Genomic DNA, 14,914 nt, shown 5'->3' with positions numbered 1-14,914 from the left:
GGGGCACGCGTGACAGGCTGGGAGGTCTGACCGGCTGATCAACACGGGCCCGGAGGCCCGCGCGCGCTGCGGAAGGCACAACGTGGACCAGATGGCGCTCCTGCTCCTGCTCCTGATCGGAGCGGTGGTCACGGTGCCGCTCGGGGAGCGCCTGCGTCTCCCGGCACCGATCCTGATGACCCTGGCCGGGATCGTCATGGCCTTCGCCAGCTTCGTGCCCGACGTGGACATCCCCCCGGAGTTCATCCTCCCGGCGCTCCTGCCGCCGTTGCTCTACGCCTCCGTGCAGCGCACCTCCTGGCGGCAGTTCGCGGCCAACCGGCGGCCGATCTTCCTGCTGGCCGTCGCCCTCGTCTTCGTCACCACGGCGGCCGTCGCGGCCGTCGCCAACGCGCTCGTACCCGGTCTGCCGATCGCCGCCGCCGTGGCCCTGGGGGCGCTCGTCGCCCCGCCCGATCCGGTCGCGGCGACGGCCGTGGCCGGATCGGTGGGGCTGCCGCGCCGCCTGGTGTCGATCCTGGAGGGCGAGGGGCTGTTCAACGACGTGACGGCCATCGTCCTTTACCACGTGGCGATCGCCGCCGCCGTCAGCGGCACCTTCTCGCTGCCGGCCGCGTTCGGACTGCTCATCCTCTCCGCCGTCGTCGCCGTGGTGGTCGGCCTGGTGCTCGCCTGGCTCACCATCAAACTCATGGGATACCTGGGCGACACCACCCTCCAGGTCGGCCTGACCCTCCTCGTGCCGTTCGTCAGCTACGTACTCGCCGAGGAGCTGATGGGCTCGGGCGTGCTCGCCGTCCTCACCACCGCGCTCTTCCTCGCCGAGCACACCGCGGACGCCGACGACGTCCTCGGGCGGCTCACCGGCCGGTCCTTCTGGGAGATCGTCGACACCCTCGTCACCGGCGTCGCCTTCGGCCTGATCGGCCTGGAACTCCACAACGTCTTCGGCACCGCGGGCGGGCACGTACCCCGCCTGCTGGGCTGGGGGCTCGCCGTCGCCGCGGTCGTCATCGGCGTCCGGCTCCTGTGGCTCCTGCCCGCCGCCTGGCTCGCCAAGCGGCTGCACACCCGGCGTGACGTCAGCGAGGAGATCCCCACCGGCGTGCGCGAGACCGTCGTCATGTGGTGGGCGGGGATGCGCGGCGTCGCCTCCGTCGCGCTGGCGCTGGCGATCCCGCTGGAGACGGACGACGGCAAGCCGTTCCCCGGCCGGGACGGGATCGTCTTCATCGCCTTCGTCGTCATCATGGTGACCCTCGTCCTCCAGGGCCTGACCCTGCCGTGGCTCGTGCGCAAGCTCGGCGTCCGGGCGGACACCGAGGCCGAACAGGCACTGGAGCGCGACCTCGCGATCCGGGCGGCCAAGGCGGCCAAGACCCGCCTCAAGGAGGTGGAGGACACCGAGGGGCTTCCCGAGGAGGTCCTGGAGCGGCTGCAGCGAGCCGCGTACGACATCGGGGCGCGGATCAGCCCCGACATGGTCGACGAGGAGCGGCGCGAGGCGTACGCGCAGCGCGCCGAGCGCTTCAAGGAGGTCGCCCGGGTCCAGCGCGAGATGATGTCCGCCGCCCGTCACGCGGTGCTCGCCGCGCGCAGCGAGCCCGGGTCGGACCCCGAGGTGGTGGACCGGGTGCTGCGCTACCTGGACGTACGCAGCCTGCGCTGACCGGCCCACCGGGCCGGGGACCGCTCAGCCGCGTCCGGTGCGGGGCGTCCTGCCCGGCGTGGGGACGTGGCCGTTGGACGATGTCAGGTCGGTGTCCGCACCCGTCAGCTCCCGCCAGTGGTCGCCCGGCGGCAGCGCGGCCGGCGAGGTCACGACACGGGGCAGCGCGTACGGGTGGTGGTCCCGGAGCCAGCCGATCATCTGCTCCCGCACCGCGCAGCGCACCGTCCAGATGTCGTCCGCGTCCTTCGCGGTGACCACCGCCCGCACCTCGATCGTGGTCGGGGTGGTGTCCGTGACGGCCAGGGACCAGTCGCGGCCGTCCCAGGCGGCGCACTCGCCGAGGATGTCGCGCAGCCGGTCACGCATCGCCGCGACCGGGGCCGAGTGGTCGAGCTGGAAGAAGACGGTGCCGGTCATCTGCACGCCGCCGCGCGACCAGTTCTCGAACGGATTGCTCGTGAAGTAGGACACGGGCATCGTGAACCGCCGTTCGTCCCAGGTCCGCACGGTGAGGAAGGTCAGGGTGATCTCCTCCACCGTGCCCCACTCCCCGTCCACCACCACGGTGTCACCGAGCCGCACCATGTCACCGAAGGCGATCTGGAAGCCGGCGAAGAGGTTGCCGAGCGTCGACTGGGCCGCGACACCGGCGACGATGCCGAGCACACCGGCCGAGGCCAGCATCGAGGTGCCGACGGTCTGCATCGCGGGGAAGGTGAGCAGCATCGCGGCGACCGCGACCGTCGCCACCACCGCGGTGACCACACGCTGGATCAGCGTGACCTGGGTCCGGACCCGGCGGACACGGGCGGGATCACGGGTGGAGGTCGCGTAACGGGCGTACGAGGACTGCACGATCGTGGCGGCGACGCGGATCACCAGCCACGCCGACGCCGCGATCAGCACCAGGGTCAGGACCTGGCCGATCGTCTCCCGGTTGTCCCGCACCACCTCGACCCGGAGCTGATCGAAGCTGGCCCTCAGCAGCGCCGTGCAGAGGACCACCTGCATGGGCGGACGGCAGAGCCGCAGCAGGCCCCAGAGAGGGGTCTCGTGATGGCGGCCGTCGGCACGGCGCAGCAGCAGGTCGACCAGCCACCCCACCAGCAGAGTGATCACCAGCGACCCGCCCAGCACGAGCAGCGGCCGCAGTATGTTCTCCATTCCGTCGTCCTCCAAGAGTCGGGGCAGGCCTGGCACCATGGACCGCATGAACATCATGCTTTTCCACTCGACCTACGGTCTGAGGCCGGCCGTGCACGCGTCCGCCGAGCGGCTGCGCGCAGCCGGGCACGAGGTGCGCGTGCCCGATCTCTTCGAAGGGCACACCTTCGAAACGGTCGAGGAAGGAATGGCCTTCAAGGAGCAGGTGGGCAAGGACGAGCTGCTCAAGCGCGCCGTCCTGGCCGCGGCGCCCTACTCCGACCAGGGCCTCGTGTACGCGGGATTCTCGTTCGGGGCGTCCGTCGCGCAGACCCTCGCGCTCGGCGACGCCAAGGCCCGCGGCCTGCTGCTGCTCCACGGCACGTCGGACATCGCCGAGAACGCCTCGGTGGAGGAACTGCCCGTACAGCTGCACGTCGCCGACCCCGACGTGTTCGAGTCGCCGGACTGGCTGAACAGCTGGTACCTCCAGATGCAGCGGACCGGCGCCGATGTCGAGATCTACCGCTACCCCGGGGCCGGGCACCTCTACACCGACCCCGAGCTGCCCGACTTCGACCAGGACGCCGCCGAGCTGACCTGGAAGGTGGCGCTCGGCTTCCTCGCCACGCTGTAGCCACGTGGCGGGGCCGCGCGGCGCGCGGCCCCGCCCGGGCGCTCGCCGGTCAGCGCACCGGCGCGTTCACCCGCTCGATGCGCTGGGTGCCGCTGAGCGTGCGGTAGGAGCGGACCCAGGACGACGTCGCGTCCTTCGCGGTCTTGTCGGAGACCGCGTAGTAGTCCATCTGCGAGCGCTCGGCCGTCACATCGAGGACGCCGTAGCCGTGCGAGTCCAGGTCGACCCACTTCACGTGGCGGTTGGCCGCCTTCACCGCGGTCGCGGCGACGAGCGACACCGTCTGCGGAGCGGCCCTCAGGATGTCGTCCAGGTTGTCCGAGGTCACCGACGTCACCACGAACTCGGTGGCCGCGGAGGCGGAGAGCGGATATGTCGCCGCTCTCACGGGCACGTCGTTGGCCCACGCCATGTGGATGTCGCCGGTCAGGAAGACCGTGTCGCCGATGCCGTTGTCCCGCAGATGGGAGATCAGCTCCTTGCGGTCGGCCGTGTAGCCGTCCCACTGGTCGACGTTGACCGCCAGCCCCTCGGCGGGCAGCCCCAGCAGCTCCGCGAGCGGCGCGAGGAGATGGGCCGGCAACGCCCCGAAGGCGACCGGCGAGATCATCACCGAGGTACCGACGAGCTTCCAGCGGGCGTTCGACGCGGCCAGCCCGGCCTTCAGCCAGTCCAGCTGGGCCCGCCCCGTGACCGAGCGCCCCGGGTCGTCGACCGCGCCGTCGCCGATCGACGCCTGTTCGGAGCGGAAGCTGCGCAGGTCGAGCAGGTGCAGCTCGGCGAGACCGCCGAAGCTCAGACGCCGGTAGACGGTGCCCTCGGTGGAGGCACGGACCGGCATCCACTCGAAGTACGCCTGCTTCGCGGCCGCCACCCGGGCGGCCCAGGAGCCCTCCGTGTCCGGTGTGTGGTTCTCGGCTCCCCCCGACCAGGCGTCGTTGGCGAACTCGTGGTCGTCCCAGATCGCGATCACCGGATGGGCGGCGTGCAGGGCCTGGAGGTCGGCGTCGGTCTTGTACGTGGCGTGCCGCAGGCGGTAGTCGGCGAGGGTGAGGATCTCGTGCAGCGGGGCGTGGGGGCGTACGACGGTGTCCTGGGTCGGGTAACTGCCCGACGCGTACTCGTAGATGTAGTCGCCCAGGTGCAGCACGGCGTCCAGGTCGGCGCGGTCCGCGAGATGGCGGTACGGGGAGAACCAGCCGGCCTCCCAGTTGGCGCAGGAGACCACCCCGAAGCGGATCCCGGGGACGGCGGCCCCCGCGGCGGGCGCCGTGCGGGTGCGGCCGACGGGGGAGACGACACCGTGCCCGCCCTCCGGACCGCCCGGGGGCGCCGCCATGAAGCGGAACCAGTACGTCGTCGCCGGGCGCAGCCCCCTGACGTCGGCCTTGACGGTGTGGTCGGCCTCGGCCCGTGCGACGGCCGTGCCCCGGGCGGCGACCCGGGAGAAGGCCTGGTCCTCGGCCACCTCCCAGACCACCCCCGTGGGGGGCCCGAGACCCGAGCCGGGCACGGCGTCCGGGGAGGGGGTGACGCGGGTCCACAGGAGTATGCCGTCGGGCAGGGGGTCGCCGGAGGCGACACCGTGCAGGAAGGCGGGGCCGTCTGCGGCCTGGGCACCGGTGGCGGTGAGCACGGTGCCGGCGACCGCGGTGGCGGCGGCGGCCTTCACCACCGTGCGTCGGCTGGGTGCGGCGGAGAGGAGTCGTCTGGTCACGGACGATCACCCTACTGGCGGGTAGAGCGAACAGGTGGGCGAACAAAGGAAGTTCGCCCACCTGTTGGCCGGATGACGCCAGGAGTTACGCCCGCGGCAACCGTTGGGCCGCGGGTTGTCCCGTCAGCCCTTGAGTGCCTTGGTGACAGCGGCGTTGAAGTCGGCCACCGTCATGGGCGCGTTCTCGCTGCCCTCGGCGGTGAGCGTCTTGCCGTCCATCTTGAGCGTCGGCGTGCCCTGGACCCCGCTCTTGTCGAACGCCTTGGACATCTTGATCGCCCAGGCGTCGTACGTGCCGCCCTCGACGTCCTTCTGGAAGGCCTTGTTGCCCTTCAGCGCGTCCACGGTGTCCGCCACCTCGATCAGGTAGCTGTCCTTGGCGAACTTGTCGGAGGTCTCCTCCGGGTGGTACTTCGCCGAGTACAGCGCGGCCTTGTACTCCATGAACGCGTCAGGGCTCACGTTCAACGCCGCGCCCAGCGCGCTCAGGGCGTTCTTCGAGCCCTCGCCGTTGTCCGAGTTGTCGATGAAGGTGGCGCCGACGTACTTGATCTTGTACTTGCCGGCGTCGACGTCCTTGGTCACGGTCTCGCCGACCGCCTGCTCGAACGTGGCGCAGATCGGGCAGCGCGAGTCCTCGTACAGCTCCAGCGTCTTCTTGGCGCTCGACTCGCCGATCACGACGGTCGTGCCGTCGTCACCCGAGGTGTTCTTGGGGGCGGTGACGTTCTTCGCGTCCGCCGCGGCCTCCCAGGCGGAGGGCTTGTTCAGCTGCATCACGCCGTAGCTGACACCGCCGGCGATCGCGAGCACGGCGACGACCGAGACGCCGACGACGATCTGCTTGCGGGTCTTGTCCTTCTTGGCCTGGCGCTCGCGCTCCGCGCGCAGCCGCTCGCGGGCGGCGTTCTTGTTGGCCTGGCTGTTGCGCTTGCTCATGGGGGTGCTCCGTGGAGGTATGGGGTGGCTCGGGGACTTACCGCGTACTCAGGCAGGGGTGAGAGCCGGACGCGGCGGGCCCCTCCGTCCCACGGAGTGCACCAGGAAGCGGGCCGGGGCGAGCGGGTGCGGGCGCCCGGCACGCCGGGCGCCGGACCGCACGCGGCGCCCTGCCGTGCCCACCACGCCGACCGCGGTGAGCAGCGGCCGGAAGGCGACGGCGGCCGCCGCGCACAGCAGCCCCGCGAGCGCGGACTCGCCGCGCCGCAGCCAGGCGGCTGCCAGCAGGCCGACCGTCACGTGCGCTGCCAGCAGCAGCCAGGGGACCGCGGGGCCGGGGGAGGACAGCAGCGCGGCGGCGTGGCCGCCCTCGCCCGTCACCCCGGCCAGCGGCGTGCCGACCGAGGCCACACCGGAGAGTCCGTCGGCGCCGCGCCCCGGCTCGCCGCCGCAGAGCACGTCGACGCCCACGGAGCGCAGCGGGCCCGCGATCGGGCCCCCCGCCGCCCCGTAACAGAGGTGCTGGCCGGTGGTGAACACCGTGTCGGCGGCCAGCTCCAGCGGGACCAGCAGCCCGGCGATCGCCCCGAAGCCCCGCTCCCGGCCCGCCAGCGCGAACGCCACGGCGAAGACGGCCCCGGCCAGCAGGGCCACGGCGGCCATCGGCAGGGGGACCCGGGAGAGCAGCACATGGGACGCGGACGAGAGCGTGACGACGAGCGCGGTGAACAGCGCCGCGCGTACCGCTCTGATCCGTGTCCCTGATACGTCCATCGCCGGAGAGTTTGCCATGCGTTCCTGTAGGAGAGCCCTAAAGAGCTGCGGAGGCCCTAGAGGCCCGGGATACGGCCGTTGCGGAAGAGGTCGACGAAGATCTGGTGGTCGGCACGGGCGCGCGCGCCGTAGCTGTGCGCGAAGTCCACCAGCAGCTCGGCGAAGCCCTCCTCGTCGGCCGCGATGGCCGCGTCGATCGCGCGCTCCGTGGAGAACGGCACCAGCGAGTGGCCGCTCTCGTCGTCCGCCGCCGAGTGCATCGTCGCCGTGGCCCGGCCGAGGTCGGCGACCACCGCAGCGATCTCCTCCGGCTCGTCGATGTCGGACCAGTCCAGGTCGACCGCGTACGGCGAGACCTCGGCGACCAGCTGCCCGGAGCCGTCCAGCTCGGTCCAGCCCAGCCACGGGTCGGCGTGCGCCTGGAGGGCGCGCTGCGAGATCACCGTGCGGTGTCCCTCGTGCTGGAAGTAGTCCCGCACGGCCGCGTCCGTGATGTGCCGGGACACGGCCGGGGTCTGCGCCTGCTTGAGATAGATCACCACATCGTTCTCCAGGGCGTCGCTGTTGCCCTCCAGGAGGATGTTGTACGAGGGCAGGCCGGCCGACCCGATGCCGATGCCCCGGCGGCCGACGACGTCCTTCACGCGGTACGAGTCGGGGCGTGTGAGGCTCGACTCAGGCAGCGTCTCCAGATAGCCGTCGAACGCCGCGAGCACCTTGTAGCGCGTCGCCGCGTCCAGATCGATCGCGCCGCCGTCGGCGCTGAACCGGCGCTCGAAGTCCCGGATCTCCGTCATCGAGTCCAGCAGGCCGAACCGGGTCAGCGCCCGGGCGTCGCGCAGCGCGCCCAGCAGCGGGCCGTCGGCGGTGTCCAGGGTGAAAGGCGGTACCTCGTCGTTCTTCGCACCCGTCGCCAGGGCGTGGATCCGCTCGCGGTAGGCGGCGGCGTAGACCCGGACCAGCTCACCGATCTGGTCGTCGCCCAGAGCCTTGGCGTAACCGATCAGGGCGACCGAGGCGGCGAAGCGCTTGAGGTCCCATGTGAAGGGGCCCACATAGGCCTCGTCGAAGTCGTTGACGTTGAACACGAGCCGGCCGTTGGCGTCCATGTACGTGCCGAAGTTCTCGGCGTGCAGGTCGCCGTGGATCCACACCCTGCTCGTGCGCTCGTCCAGATAGGCGCCCGTGTGCTGCTCGCGGTCCAGGTCGGCGTAGAAGAGGCCGGCCGAGCCCCGGTAGAACGCGAAGGCCGAGCCCGCCATCTTGCGGAACTTGACCCTGAAGGCTGCGGGGTCGGCGGCCAGGAGCTGCCCGAACGCGGTGTCGAAAACTGCGAGAATCTGCTCCCCGCGCCGCTCTGCGCCGGTCTGCGTGTCCGACATCGCTGGGTGCCTCCTGGTACATGGCGTTCATGACAAATGGGACGGGCGTCCCCGGTCTTCCAACGCGCGACCGTACCCCGGAGTGCCCGCCGCTTGTCACCTCGGAGACGTAGACTTCCACGCTGTCCCCCAGGCTCTTCCCCAGCCGTCATCCCGAGTTCTTCCGGAGGCACAGCGCCGTGACCAAGCCGCCCTTCACGCACCTGCACGTCCACACCCAGTACTCGCTGCTGGACGGTGCCGCGCGGCTCAAGGACATGTTCGAGGCCGCGAACACGATGGGCATGTCGCACATCGCGATGACCGACCACGGCAACCTCCACGGCGCCTACGACTTCTTCCACTCGGCCAAGAAGGCGGGTGTGACGCCGATCATCGGGATCGAGGCGTACGTCGCCCCCGAGTCGCGCAAGCACAAGCGCAAGATCCAGTGGGGCCAGCCGCACCAGAAGCGGGACGACGTCTCGGGTTCCGGTGGTTACACCCACAAGACGATCTGGGCGGCGAACAGCACCGGACTGCACAACCTCTTCAAGCTCTCCTCGGACGCGTACGCCGAGGGCTGGCTGCAGAAGTGGCCGCGCATGGACAAGGAGACCATCTCCCAGTGGTCCGAGGGCCTGATCGCCTCCACCGGGTGCCCCTCGGGTGAGCTGCAGACCCGTCTGCGCCTCGGCCAGTTCGACGAGGCGGTCAAGGCGGCCTCCGAGTACCAGGACATCTTCGGCAAGGACCGGTACTTCCTGGAGCTGATGGACCACGGCATCGACATCGAGCGCCGGGTCCGCGACGACCTGCTGCGGGTCGGCAAGAAGCTCGGCATCCCGCCGCTCGTGACGAACGACTCGCACTACACCTACGCCCACGAGGCGACCGCGCACGACGCGCTGCTCTGCATCCAGACCGGCAAGAACCTCTCCGACCCGGACCGCTTCCGTTTCGACGGCACGGGTTACTACCTGAAGACGACGGACGAGATGTACGCCGTCGACTCCTCGGACGCCTGGCAGGAGGGCTGCGCCAACACCCTCCTGGTCGCGCAGCAGATCGACACCACCGGCATGTTCGAGAAGCGCGACCTGATGCCGAAGTTCGACATCCCTGAGGGCTTCACCGAGGTCACCTGGTTCCAGGAGGAGGTCCGGGTCGGCATGGAGCGCCGCTACCCCGGCGGTGTCCCCGAGGACCGGCAGAAGCAGGCCGAGTACGAGATGGACATCATCATCCAGATGGGGTTCCCGGGGTACTTCCTCGTCGTCGCCGACTTCATCATGTGGGCCAAGAACAACGGCATCGCGGTCGGCCCCGGCCGTGGTTCCGCCGCCGGCTCGATCGTCGCGTACGCCATGGGCATCACCGACCTCGACCCGATCACCCACGGGCTGATCTTCGAGCGCTTCCTCAACCCCGAGCGCGTCTCCATGCCCGACGTCGACATCGACTTCGACGAGCGCAGGCGCGTCGAGGTGATCAGGTACGTCACCGAGAAGTACGGCGCCGACAAGGTCGCCATGATCGGCACCTACGGCAAGATCAAGGCCAAGAACGCGATCAAGGACTCCGCCCGCGTCCTCGGCTACCCCTACGCGATGGGCGACCGCCTCACCAAGGCCATGCCCGCCGACGTCCTCGGCAAGGGCATCGACCTCAGCGGCATCACCGACCCCAAGCACCCGCGCTACAGCGAGGCGGGCGAGATCCGGGGGATGTACGAGAACGAGCCGGACGTCCAGAAGGTCATCGACACCGCCAAGGGCGTCGAGGGCCTCGTCCGGCAGATGGGCGTGCACGCCGCAGGCGTGATCATGTCCAGCGAGCCCATCGTCGACCACGCCCCGGTCTGGGTGCGGCACACCGACGGCGTCACCATCACGCAGTGGGACTACCCCCAGTGCGAGTCGCTCGGCCTGCTGAAGATGGACTTCCTCGGCCTGCGCAACCTGACGATCATGGACGACGCCATCAAGATGGTGAAGGCCAACAAGGGCGTCGACCTGGAGATGCTCTCCCTGCCCCTGGACGACCCCAAGACGTACGAGCTGCTCTGCCGCGGTGACACGCTCGGGGTTTTCCAGTTCGACGGCGGCCCCATGCGGTCGCTGCTGCGCCAGATGCAGCCCGACAACTTCGAGGACATCTCCGCCGTCTCGGCCCTCTACCGGCCGGGCCCGATGGGAATGAACTCGCACACGAACTACGCGGAGCGCAAGAACGGCCGCCAGGAGATCACCCCGATCCACCCGGAGCTGGAGGAGCCGCTCAAGGAGGTCCTCGGCCTCACCTACGGCCTGATCGTCTACCAGGAGCAGGTGCAGAAGGCCGCCCAGATCGTCGCCGGGTACTCGCTCGGCGAGGCCGACATCCTGCGCCGCGTGATGGGCAAGAAGAAGGCCGACGAGCTCGCGAAGAACTTCGTCCTCTTCGAGGCGGGCGCCAAGAAGAACGGCTTCTCCGACGCGGCGATCAAGGCCCTGTGGGACGTCCTGGTGCCCTTCGCCGGATACGCGTTCAACAAGGCGCACTCCTCCGCGTACGGGCTGGTCACCTACTGGACCGCCTACCTCAAGGCGAACTACCCCGCCGAGTACATGGCGGCCCTGCTGACCTCCGTCAAGGACGACAAGGACAAGTCCGCGGTCTACCTCAACGAGTGCCGCCGCATGGGCATCAAGGTGCTCCCGCCGAACGTCAACGAGTCCGAGTCGAACTTCGCCGCCCAGGGTGACGACGTGATCCTCTTCGGGCTGACCGCCATCCGCAACGTCGGGCAGAACGTGGTCGACTCGATCATCAGGTGCCGTAAGGCGAAGGGAAAGTACTCCACGTTCCCCGACTTCCTCGACAAGGTCGAAGCGGTCGTCTGCAACAAGCGCACCGTCGAATCGCTGATCAAGGCCGGCGCCTTCGACGAGATGGGGCACACCCGCAAGGGGCTCGTCGCCCACCACGAGCCGATGATCGACAACGTGGTGCAGGTCAAGCGCAAGGAGGCCGAGGGGCAGTTCGACCTCTTCGGCGGCGGCGAGGAGGACAGCGGCGAACCCGGCTTCGGACTCGACGTGGAGTTCTCCGACATCGAGTGGGAGAAGTCCTACCTGCTCGCGCAGGAGCGCGAGATGCTCGGACTGTACGTCTCCGACCACCCGCTCTTCGGTCTGGAGCACGTCCTGTCCGACAAGTCGGACGCGGCGATCTCGCAGCTCACCGGCGGTGAGCACTCCGACGGAGCGATCGTCACCGTGGGAGGCATCATCTCCGGCCTCCAGCGCAAGATGACCAAGCAGGGCAACGCCTGGGCCATCGCGACCGTGGAGGACCTCGCGGGCTCCATCGAATGCATGTTCTTCCCCGCGACCTACCAGCTGGTCTCCACCCAGCTCGTCGAGGACACCGTCGTCTTCGTCAAGGGACGCCTCGACAAGCGCGAGGACGTGCCGCGCCTCGTCGCCATGGAGATGCAGGTCCCCGACATCTCCAACGCCGGGTCCAACGCCCCCGTCATCCTGACGATCCCCACGGTCAGGGTCACCCCGCCCATGGTCAGCCGGCTCGGTGAGGTCCTCAGCAACCACCGCGGCGACACCGAGGTGCGCATCAGGCTCCAGGGCCCCCGCAAGACCACCGTGCTCCGGCTCGACCGGCACCGCGTCAAGCCGGACCCCGCCCTCTTCGGCGACCTCAAGGTGCTGCTCGGCCCGTCCTGCCTGGCCGGCTGACGGCCCGCCCCGCACCCGTGAGAGGGGCGCCCCGCCACTGGCGGGGCGCCCCTCTCGGCCTGTCGGCCCGTGCACGGGTCAGTTGTGGCCGAACCGCTTCTGGTGCTTGCGGGCGACGTCCGCCGGGCTGCCCTGCGCCTGCGCCTGGGGCTGGGTCTGCGACTCGTACGCCGTCGACTTGGCCTCCTCGGCGCCACGCTCCGCGGCCGAAGCGCGGTCGTGCTGGCTGCCCTGCTTGCGGTTCTTGTTCTTCGCCATCGTGATGCCTCCTGTGGAAGCTCTGGGGGGTCCAGAACCGCTGTCAGACTCACATATCACCACAAAGGACGCATGTTGGATCATTACCGAGCGTAGTAGGCGAGGTATCATCCGCCGTTCCCGGATCCGCCACGCCGATGATCGAGTTCCGGACCTTAACCCCCGTGCCGTCGGGCAGACTCGAAGGAAACCCTGAGTAAGCGAACCCCGGGCCGGCGGACGCACCCCCATGTCAGGGGCCGCTGATCCGCTCCCGAACTGGAAGAGGGTGGAACGCGTGGACCGTTGCGTCGTCCTGGTGGACGCCGGCTACTTGCTGGGCGCAGCCGCGAGTCTGCTGGCAGGAGAGCCCGCCCGTTCCCGCATCACCGTCGACCACGCGGCGCTGATCCAGGGCCTGCGTGAGCGCGCCGAGGCCGATACGGAACAGCCCCTGCTGCGCATCTACTGGTTCGACGGCGCCCCCGACCGCGTGCCGCAGCCCGAGCACCGCAGGCTGCGCGTCATGCCACGGGTGACCGTCCGGCTGGGAGCCCTCACACGCAGTGACGGACGGTGGGCGCAGAAGGGCGTGGACGCGGCCATGCACGCCGAACTGACCGAGCTGGCCAGGAACCGCGCCTGCTCCGACGTGGTGCTCGTGACCGGTGACGGCGATCTGCTGCCCGGGCTCATGTCGGCCAAGGAGCACGGCGTCGCCGTCCACCTCTGGGCCGTCCAGGCCGCCGACGGCGACTACAACCAGTCCGAGGACCTCGTCGCCGAGGCCGACGAGCGGCGGGTGCTCGACCGGGTCTGGATCACCAAGGCCGTCCGCGCCAAGGAGACCGGCGGCGTCTGCGCGCCCCCGCCCGTCCCGCGCCCCGAGATCGCCGCGATCCTGTCCGCGCCGCTGCCCGAGGCCGCCCTCGCCGCCTCCGCCGAGCGGGCGTCGGAGGCCCAGGCCGCCGCGGCCCGTAACGGCACCGGCACGGCGGACACGGAAGCCGCCGTCCCGCACCCCCAGCCGGCGCCCGGGCACAAGGGCGTCCCCACCCCCAAGGACCTGGCGAGCCTGCGCGCACCCGGAGCGGGGACGGCGCAGCAGACCGCGCAGCCGCCGGCAGCCAACGCGACACTGCGCTGGTCGTCCGACAAGGGCTGGGTCGAGCGCGGCGGACCGCTCGGCGAACCGGCCGAGACCGCGTCCCTGCCGACCCTGGCCCAGCTCACCAGCGCGGAACAGCGCTGGGCGGACCGGGAGGAGGACATCACCACCGTCGGCGGTGACCCCTTCGAGGTCGGCCAGGTCTTCGCCCGGCGCTGGATGGAACGGCTGCCGGAGACCGTCCACCTGCAGAAGCTGTCCACCATGTACCCCCGTATCCCGCACCGCATCGACGGGGAACTCCTCAGATACGCGGCCCGCTTCGGGCTGCTGGCGCACAAGGACGACCAGATCGACGAGCACGACCGCTATGCGATCAGGGCGGGGTTCTGGCGCGAGATCGACGTACGGGCCGCCGCCGAGCACGCTCCCGCGGCGGAGTGAGCGGGGCGGCAGTGCCCGGCCCCGGACGCGATACGGGGCATCCGACCCCGTAGGCTCATCCCTCGTGAGTACGGGCACAGCACAGGCTACGGGCGCAGCGCAGGCACAGACCGGCACCGTGTGCGCGGTGCGTGACCTGGTCAAGACCTACCCAGCCGTCCGTGGCCGGCGAGGCCGCGCCGCCACCCCCGAGGTGCGCGCCACCGACGGGGTCCGCCTCGATGTCCGGCGCGGCGAGATCTTCGGACTGCTCGGACCCAACGGCGCGGGCAAGTCCACGCTCGTGCGCCAGCTCACCGGACTGATGCGTCCCGACTCCGGGAGCGTGGAGGTGCTGGGACACGACCTGGTGCGCCATCCCGAGCGGGCCTCGCGGCTCATCGGCTACCTGGGCCAGGAGTCCACCGCCCTCGACGAACTGACCGTGTCGCTCGCCGCGGAGACCACCGGGCGGCTCAGGGGCCTGCCCGTACGCGAGGCGCGTGCCGCCCGCGACGACGTGCTCGAGGAGCTCGGGATCACCGGTCTCGCCGGACGCCCGCTGAAGAAGCTGTCCGGCGGGCAGCGGCGGCTCGCCTGCTTCGCCGCGGCCCTGGTCGGCGAGCGTCCCCTCCTGGTGCTGGACGAGCCGACGACCGGCATGGACCCCGTCGCCCGGCGCTCCGTCTGGTCCGCCGTCGACCGGAGGCGTGCCGAGCACGGTGCGACGGTGCTGCTCGTGACCCACAACGTCATCGAGGCCGAGACCGTCCTGGACCGCGTGGCGGTCATGGAACGCGGCAAGGTCATCGCCTGCGACACCCCGTCCGGACTCAAGGAACGGGTCGCCGGCGAGGTGCGGGTCGAGCTGGTGTGGCGCGAGCGCGCACCGCTCGACGTCCCGGAGGTGGCCGCGCTCCGCGAATCCGCGCAGGAGTCGGGGCGCAAGTGGGTGCTGCGGCTCGGACCCGACGAGGCGCGGGCAGCGGTCGCCGCGGTGACCGGCGGCGCGGCGTTCTCCTCGCTCGACGACTTCACACTGGCCACGCCCAGCCTGGAAGATGTCTATCTGGCGCTCGGCGGGGACGCCGCCAGGGCCGAGGGACTGGTGAAGGCGTGAGCAGGACGGTGAACGTGTCACGAAACGTGTCGGAGTCGGACGGGAG

General features: G+C 70.5%; 11 protein-coding genes. 5 read left to right on the top strand and 6 right to left on the bottom strand.

The window, feature by feature from the left end; all coding sequences use genetic code 11:
* Nucleotides 1-82 precede the first annotated feature (82 nt).
* Entirely contained in the window at nucleotides 83-1,669 is a 1,587-nt protein-coding gene (locus ACZ32T_RS01440) for a Na+/H+ antiporter (protein ID WP_467273978.1), read from the top strand.
* A gap of 24 nt (nucleotides 1,670-1,693) precedes the next feature.
* Here ACZ32T_RS01440 and ACZ32T_RS01435 read toward each other — a convergent pair whose 3' ends face one another.
* Entirely contained in the window at nucleotides 1,694-2,836 is a 1,143-nt protein-coding gene (locus ACZ32T_RS01435) for a mechanosensitive ion channel family protein (RefSeq protein ID WP_467273976.1), read from the bottom strand.
* A gap of 37 nt (nucleotides 2,837-2,873) precedes the next feature.
* Here ACZ32T_RS01435 and ACZ32T_RS01430 point away from each other — a divergent pair, with 37 nt between their 5' ends.
* On the top strand, nucleotides 2,874-3,452 hold the full coding sequence (locus ACZ32T_RS01430; protein WP_356716614.1) for a dienelactone hydrolase family protein: 579 nt from the start codon (nucleotides 2,874-2,876) through the stop codon (nucleotides 3,450-3,452).
* A 49-nt stretch (nucleotides 3,453-3,501) separates the two neighbouring features.
* On the opposite strand, the gene ACZ32T_RS01425 is transcribed toward ACZ32T_RS01430, so the two are convergent.
* From ACZ32T_RS01425 to ACZ32T_RS01410, 4 genes are all read right to left on the bottom strand, one after another.
* Entirely contained in the window at nucleotides 3,502-5,169 is a 1,668-nt protein-coding gene (locus tag ACZ32T_RS01425) for an alkaline phosphatase D family protein (protein WP_467267194.1), read from the bottom strand.
* 123 nt (nucleotides 5,170-5,292) lie between these two features.
* Nucleotides 5,293-6,108 (bottom strand): thioredoxin domain-containing protein, encoded by an 816-nt coding sequence (locus tag ACZ32T_RS01420; protein WP_467267196.1) that lies wholly within the window; start codon nucleotides 6,106-6,108, stop codon nucleotides 5,293-5,295.
* 48 nt (nucleotides 6,109-6,156) lie between these two features.
* Nucleotides 6,157-6,882, bottom strand: a complete 726-nt coding sequence (locus tag ACZ32T_RS01415) for a hypothetical protein (RefSeq protein WP_467267594.1) — start codon at nucleotides 6,880-6,882, stop codon at nucleotides 6,157-6,159.
* Between the two features lie 56 nt (nucleotides 6,883-6,938).
* The gene (locus tag ACZ32T_RS01410) at nucleotides 6,939-8,264 is read right to left on the bottom strand and encodes a DUF2252 domain-containing protein (protein WP_467364800.1); all 1,326 of its coding nucleotides are present in this window, start codon (nucleotides 8,262-8,264) and stop codon (nucleotides 6,939-6,941) included.
* Nucleotides 8,265-8,443: 179 nt separating this feature from the next.
* Here ACZ32T_RS01410 and dnaE point away from each other — a divergent pair, with 179 nt between their 5' ends.
* Nucleotides 8,444-11,980 (top strand): DNA polymerase III subunit alpha, encoded by a 3,537-nt coding sequence (gene dnaE / locus ACZ32T_RS01405; RefSeq protein WP_467267199.1) that lies wholly within the window; start codon nucleotides 8,444-8,446, stop codon nucleotides 11,978-11,980.
* A 78-nt stretch (nucleotides 11,981-12,058) separates the two neighbouring features.
* Here dnaE and ACZ32T_RS01400 read toward each other — a convergent pair whose 3' ends face one another.
* A complete protein-coding gene (locus ACZ32T_RS01400) occupies nucleotides 12,059-12,238 on the bottom strand; it encodes a hypothetical protein (protein WP_467267201.1) in 180 nt (59 codons plus the stop codon).
* A gap of 268 nt (nucleotides 12,239-12,506) precedes the next feature.
* Here ACZ32T_RS01400 and ACZ32T_RS01395 point away from each other — a divergent pair, with 268 nt between their 5' ends.
* Both ACZ32T_RS01395 and ACZ32T_RS01390 read left to right on the top strand, forming a co-directional pair.
* Complete coding sequence (locus tag ACZ32T_RS01395; RefSeq protein WP_467267203.1) at nucleotides 12,507-13,769, top strand: NYN domain-containing protein; 1,263 nt, start codon at nucleotides 12,507-12,509, stop codon at nucleotides 13,767-13,769.
* Nucleotides 13,770-13,887: 118 nt separating this feature from the next.
* Complete coding sequence (locus ACZ32T_RS01390; protein WP_356712354.1) at nucleotides 13,888-14,868, top strand: ABC transporter ATP-binding protein; 981 nt, start codon at nucleotides 13,888-13,890, stop codon at nucleotides 14,866-14,868.
* Nucleotides 14,869-14,914 lie beyond the last annotated feature (46 nt).

This window comes from Streptomyces sp. NPDC023573, from assembly GCF_055559735.1.
The sequence above is the reverse complement of the archived record's forward strand: the minus strand, read 5'-3'. Positions and strand labels throughout refer to the sequence as shown.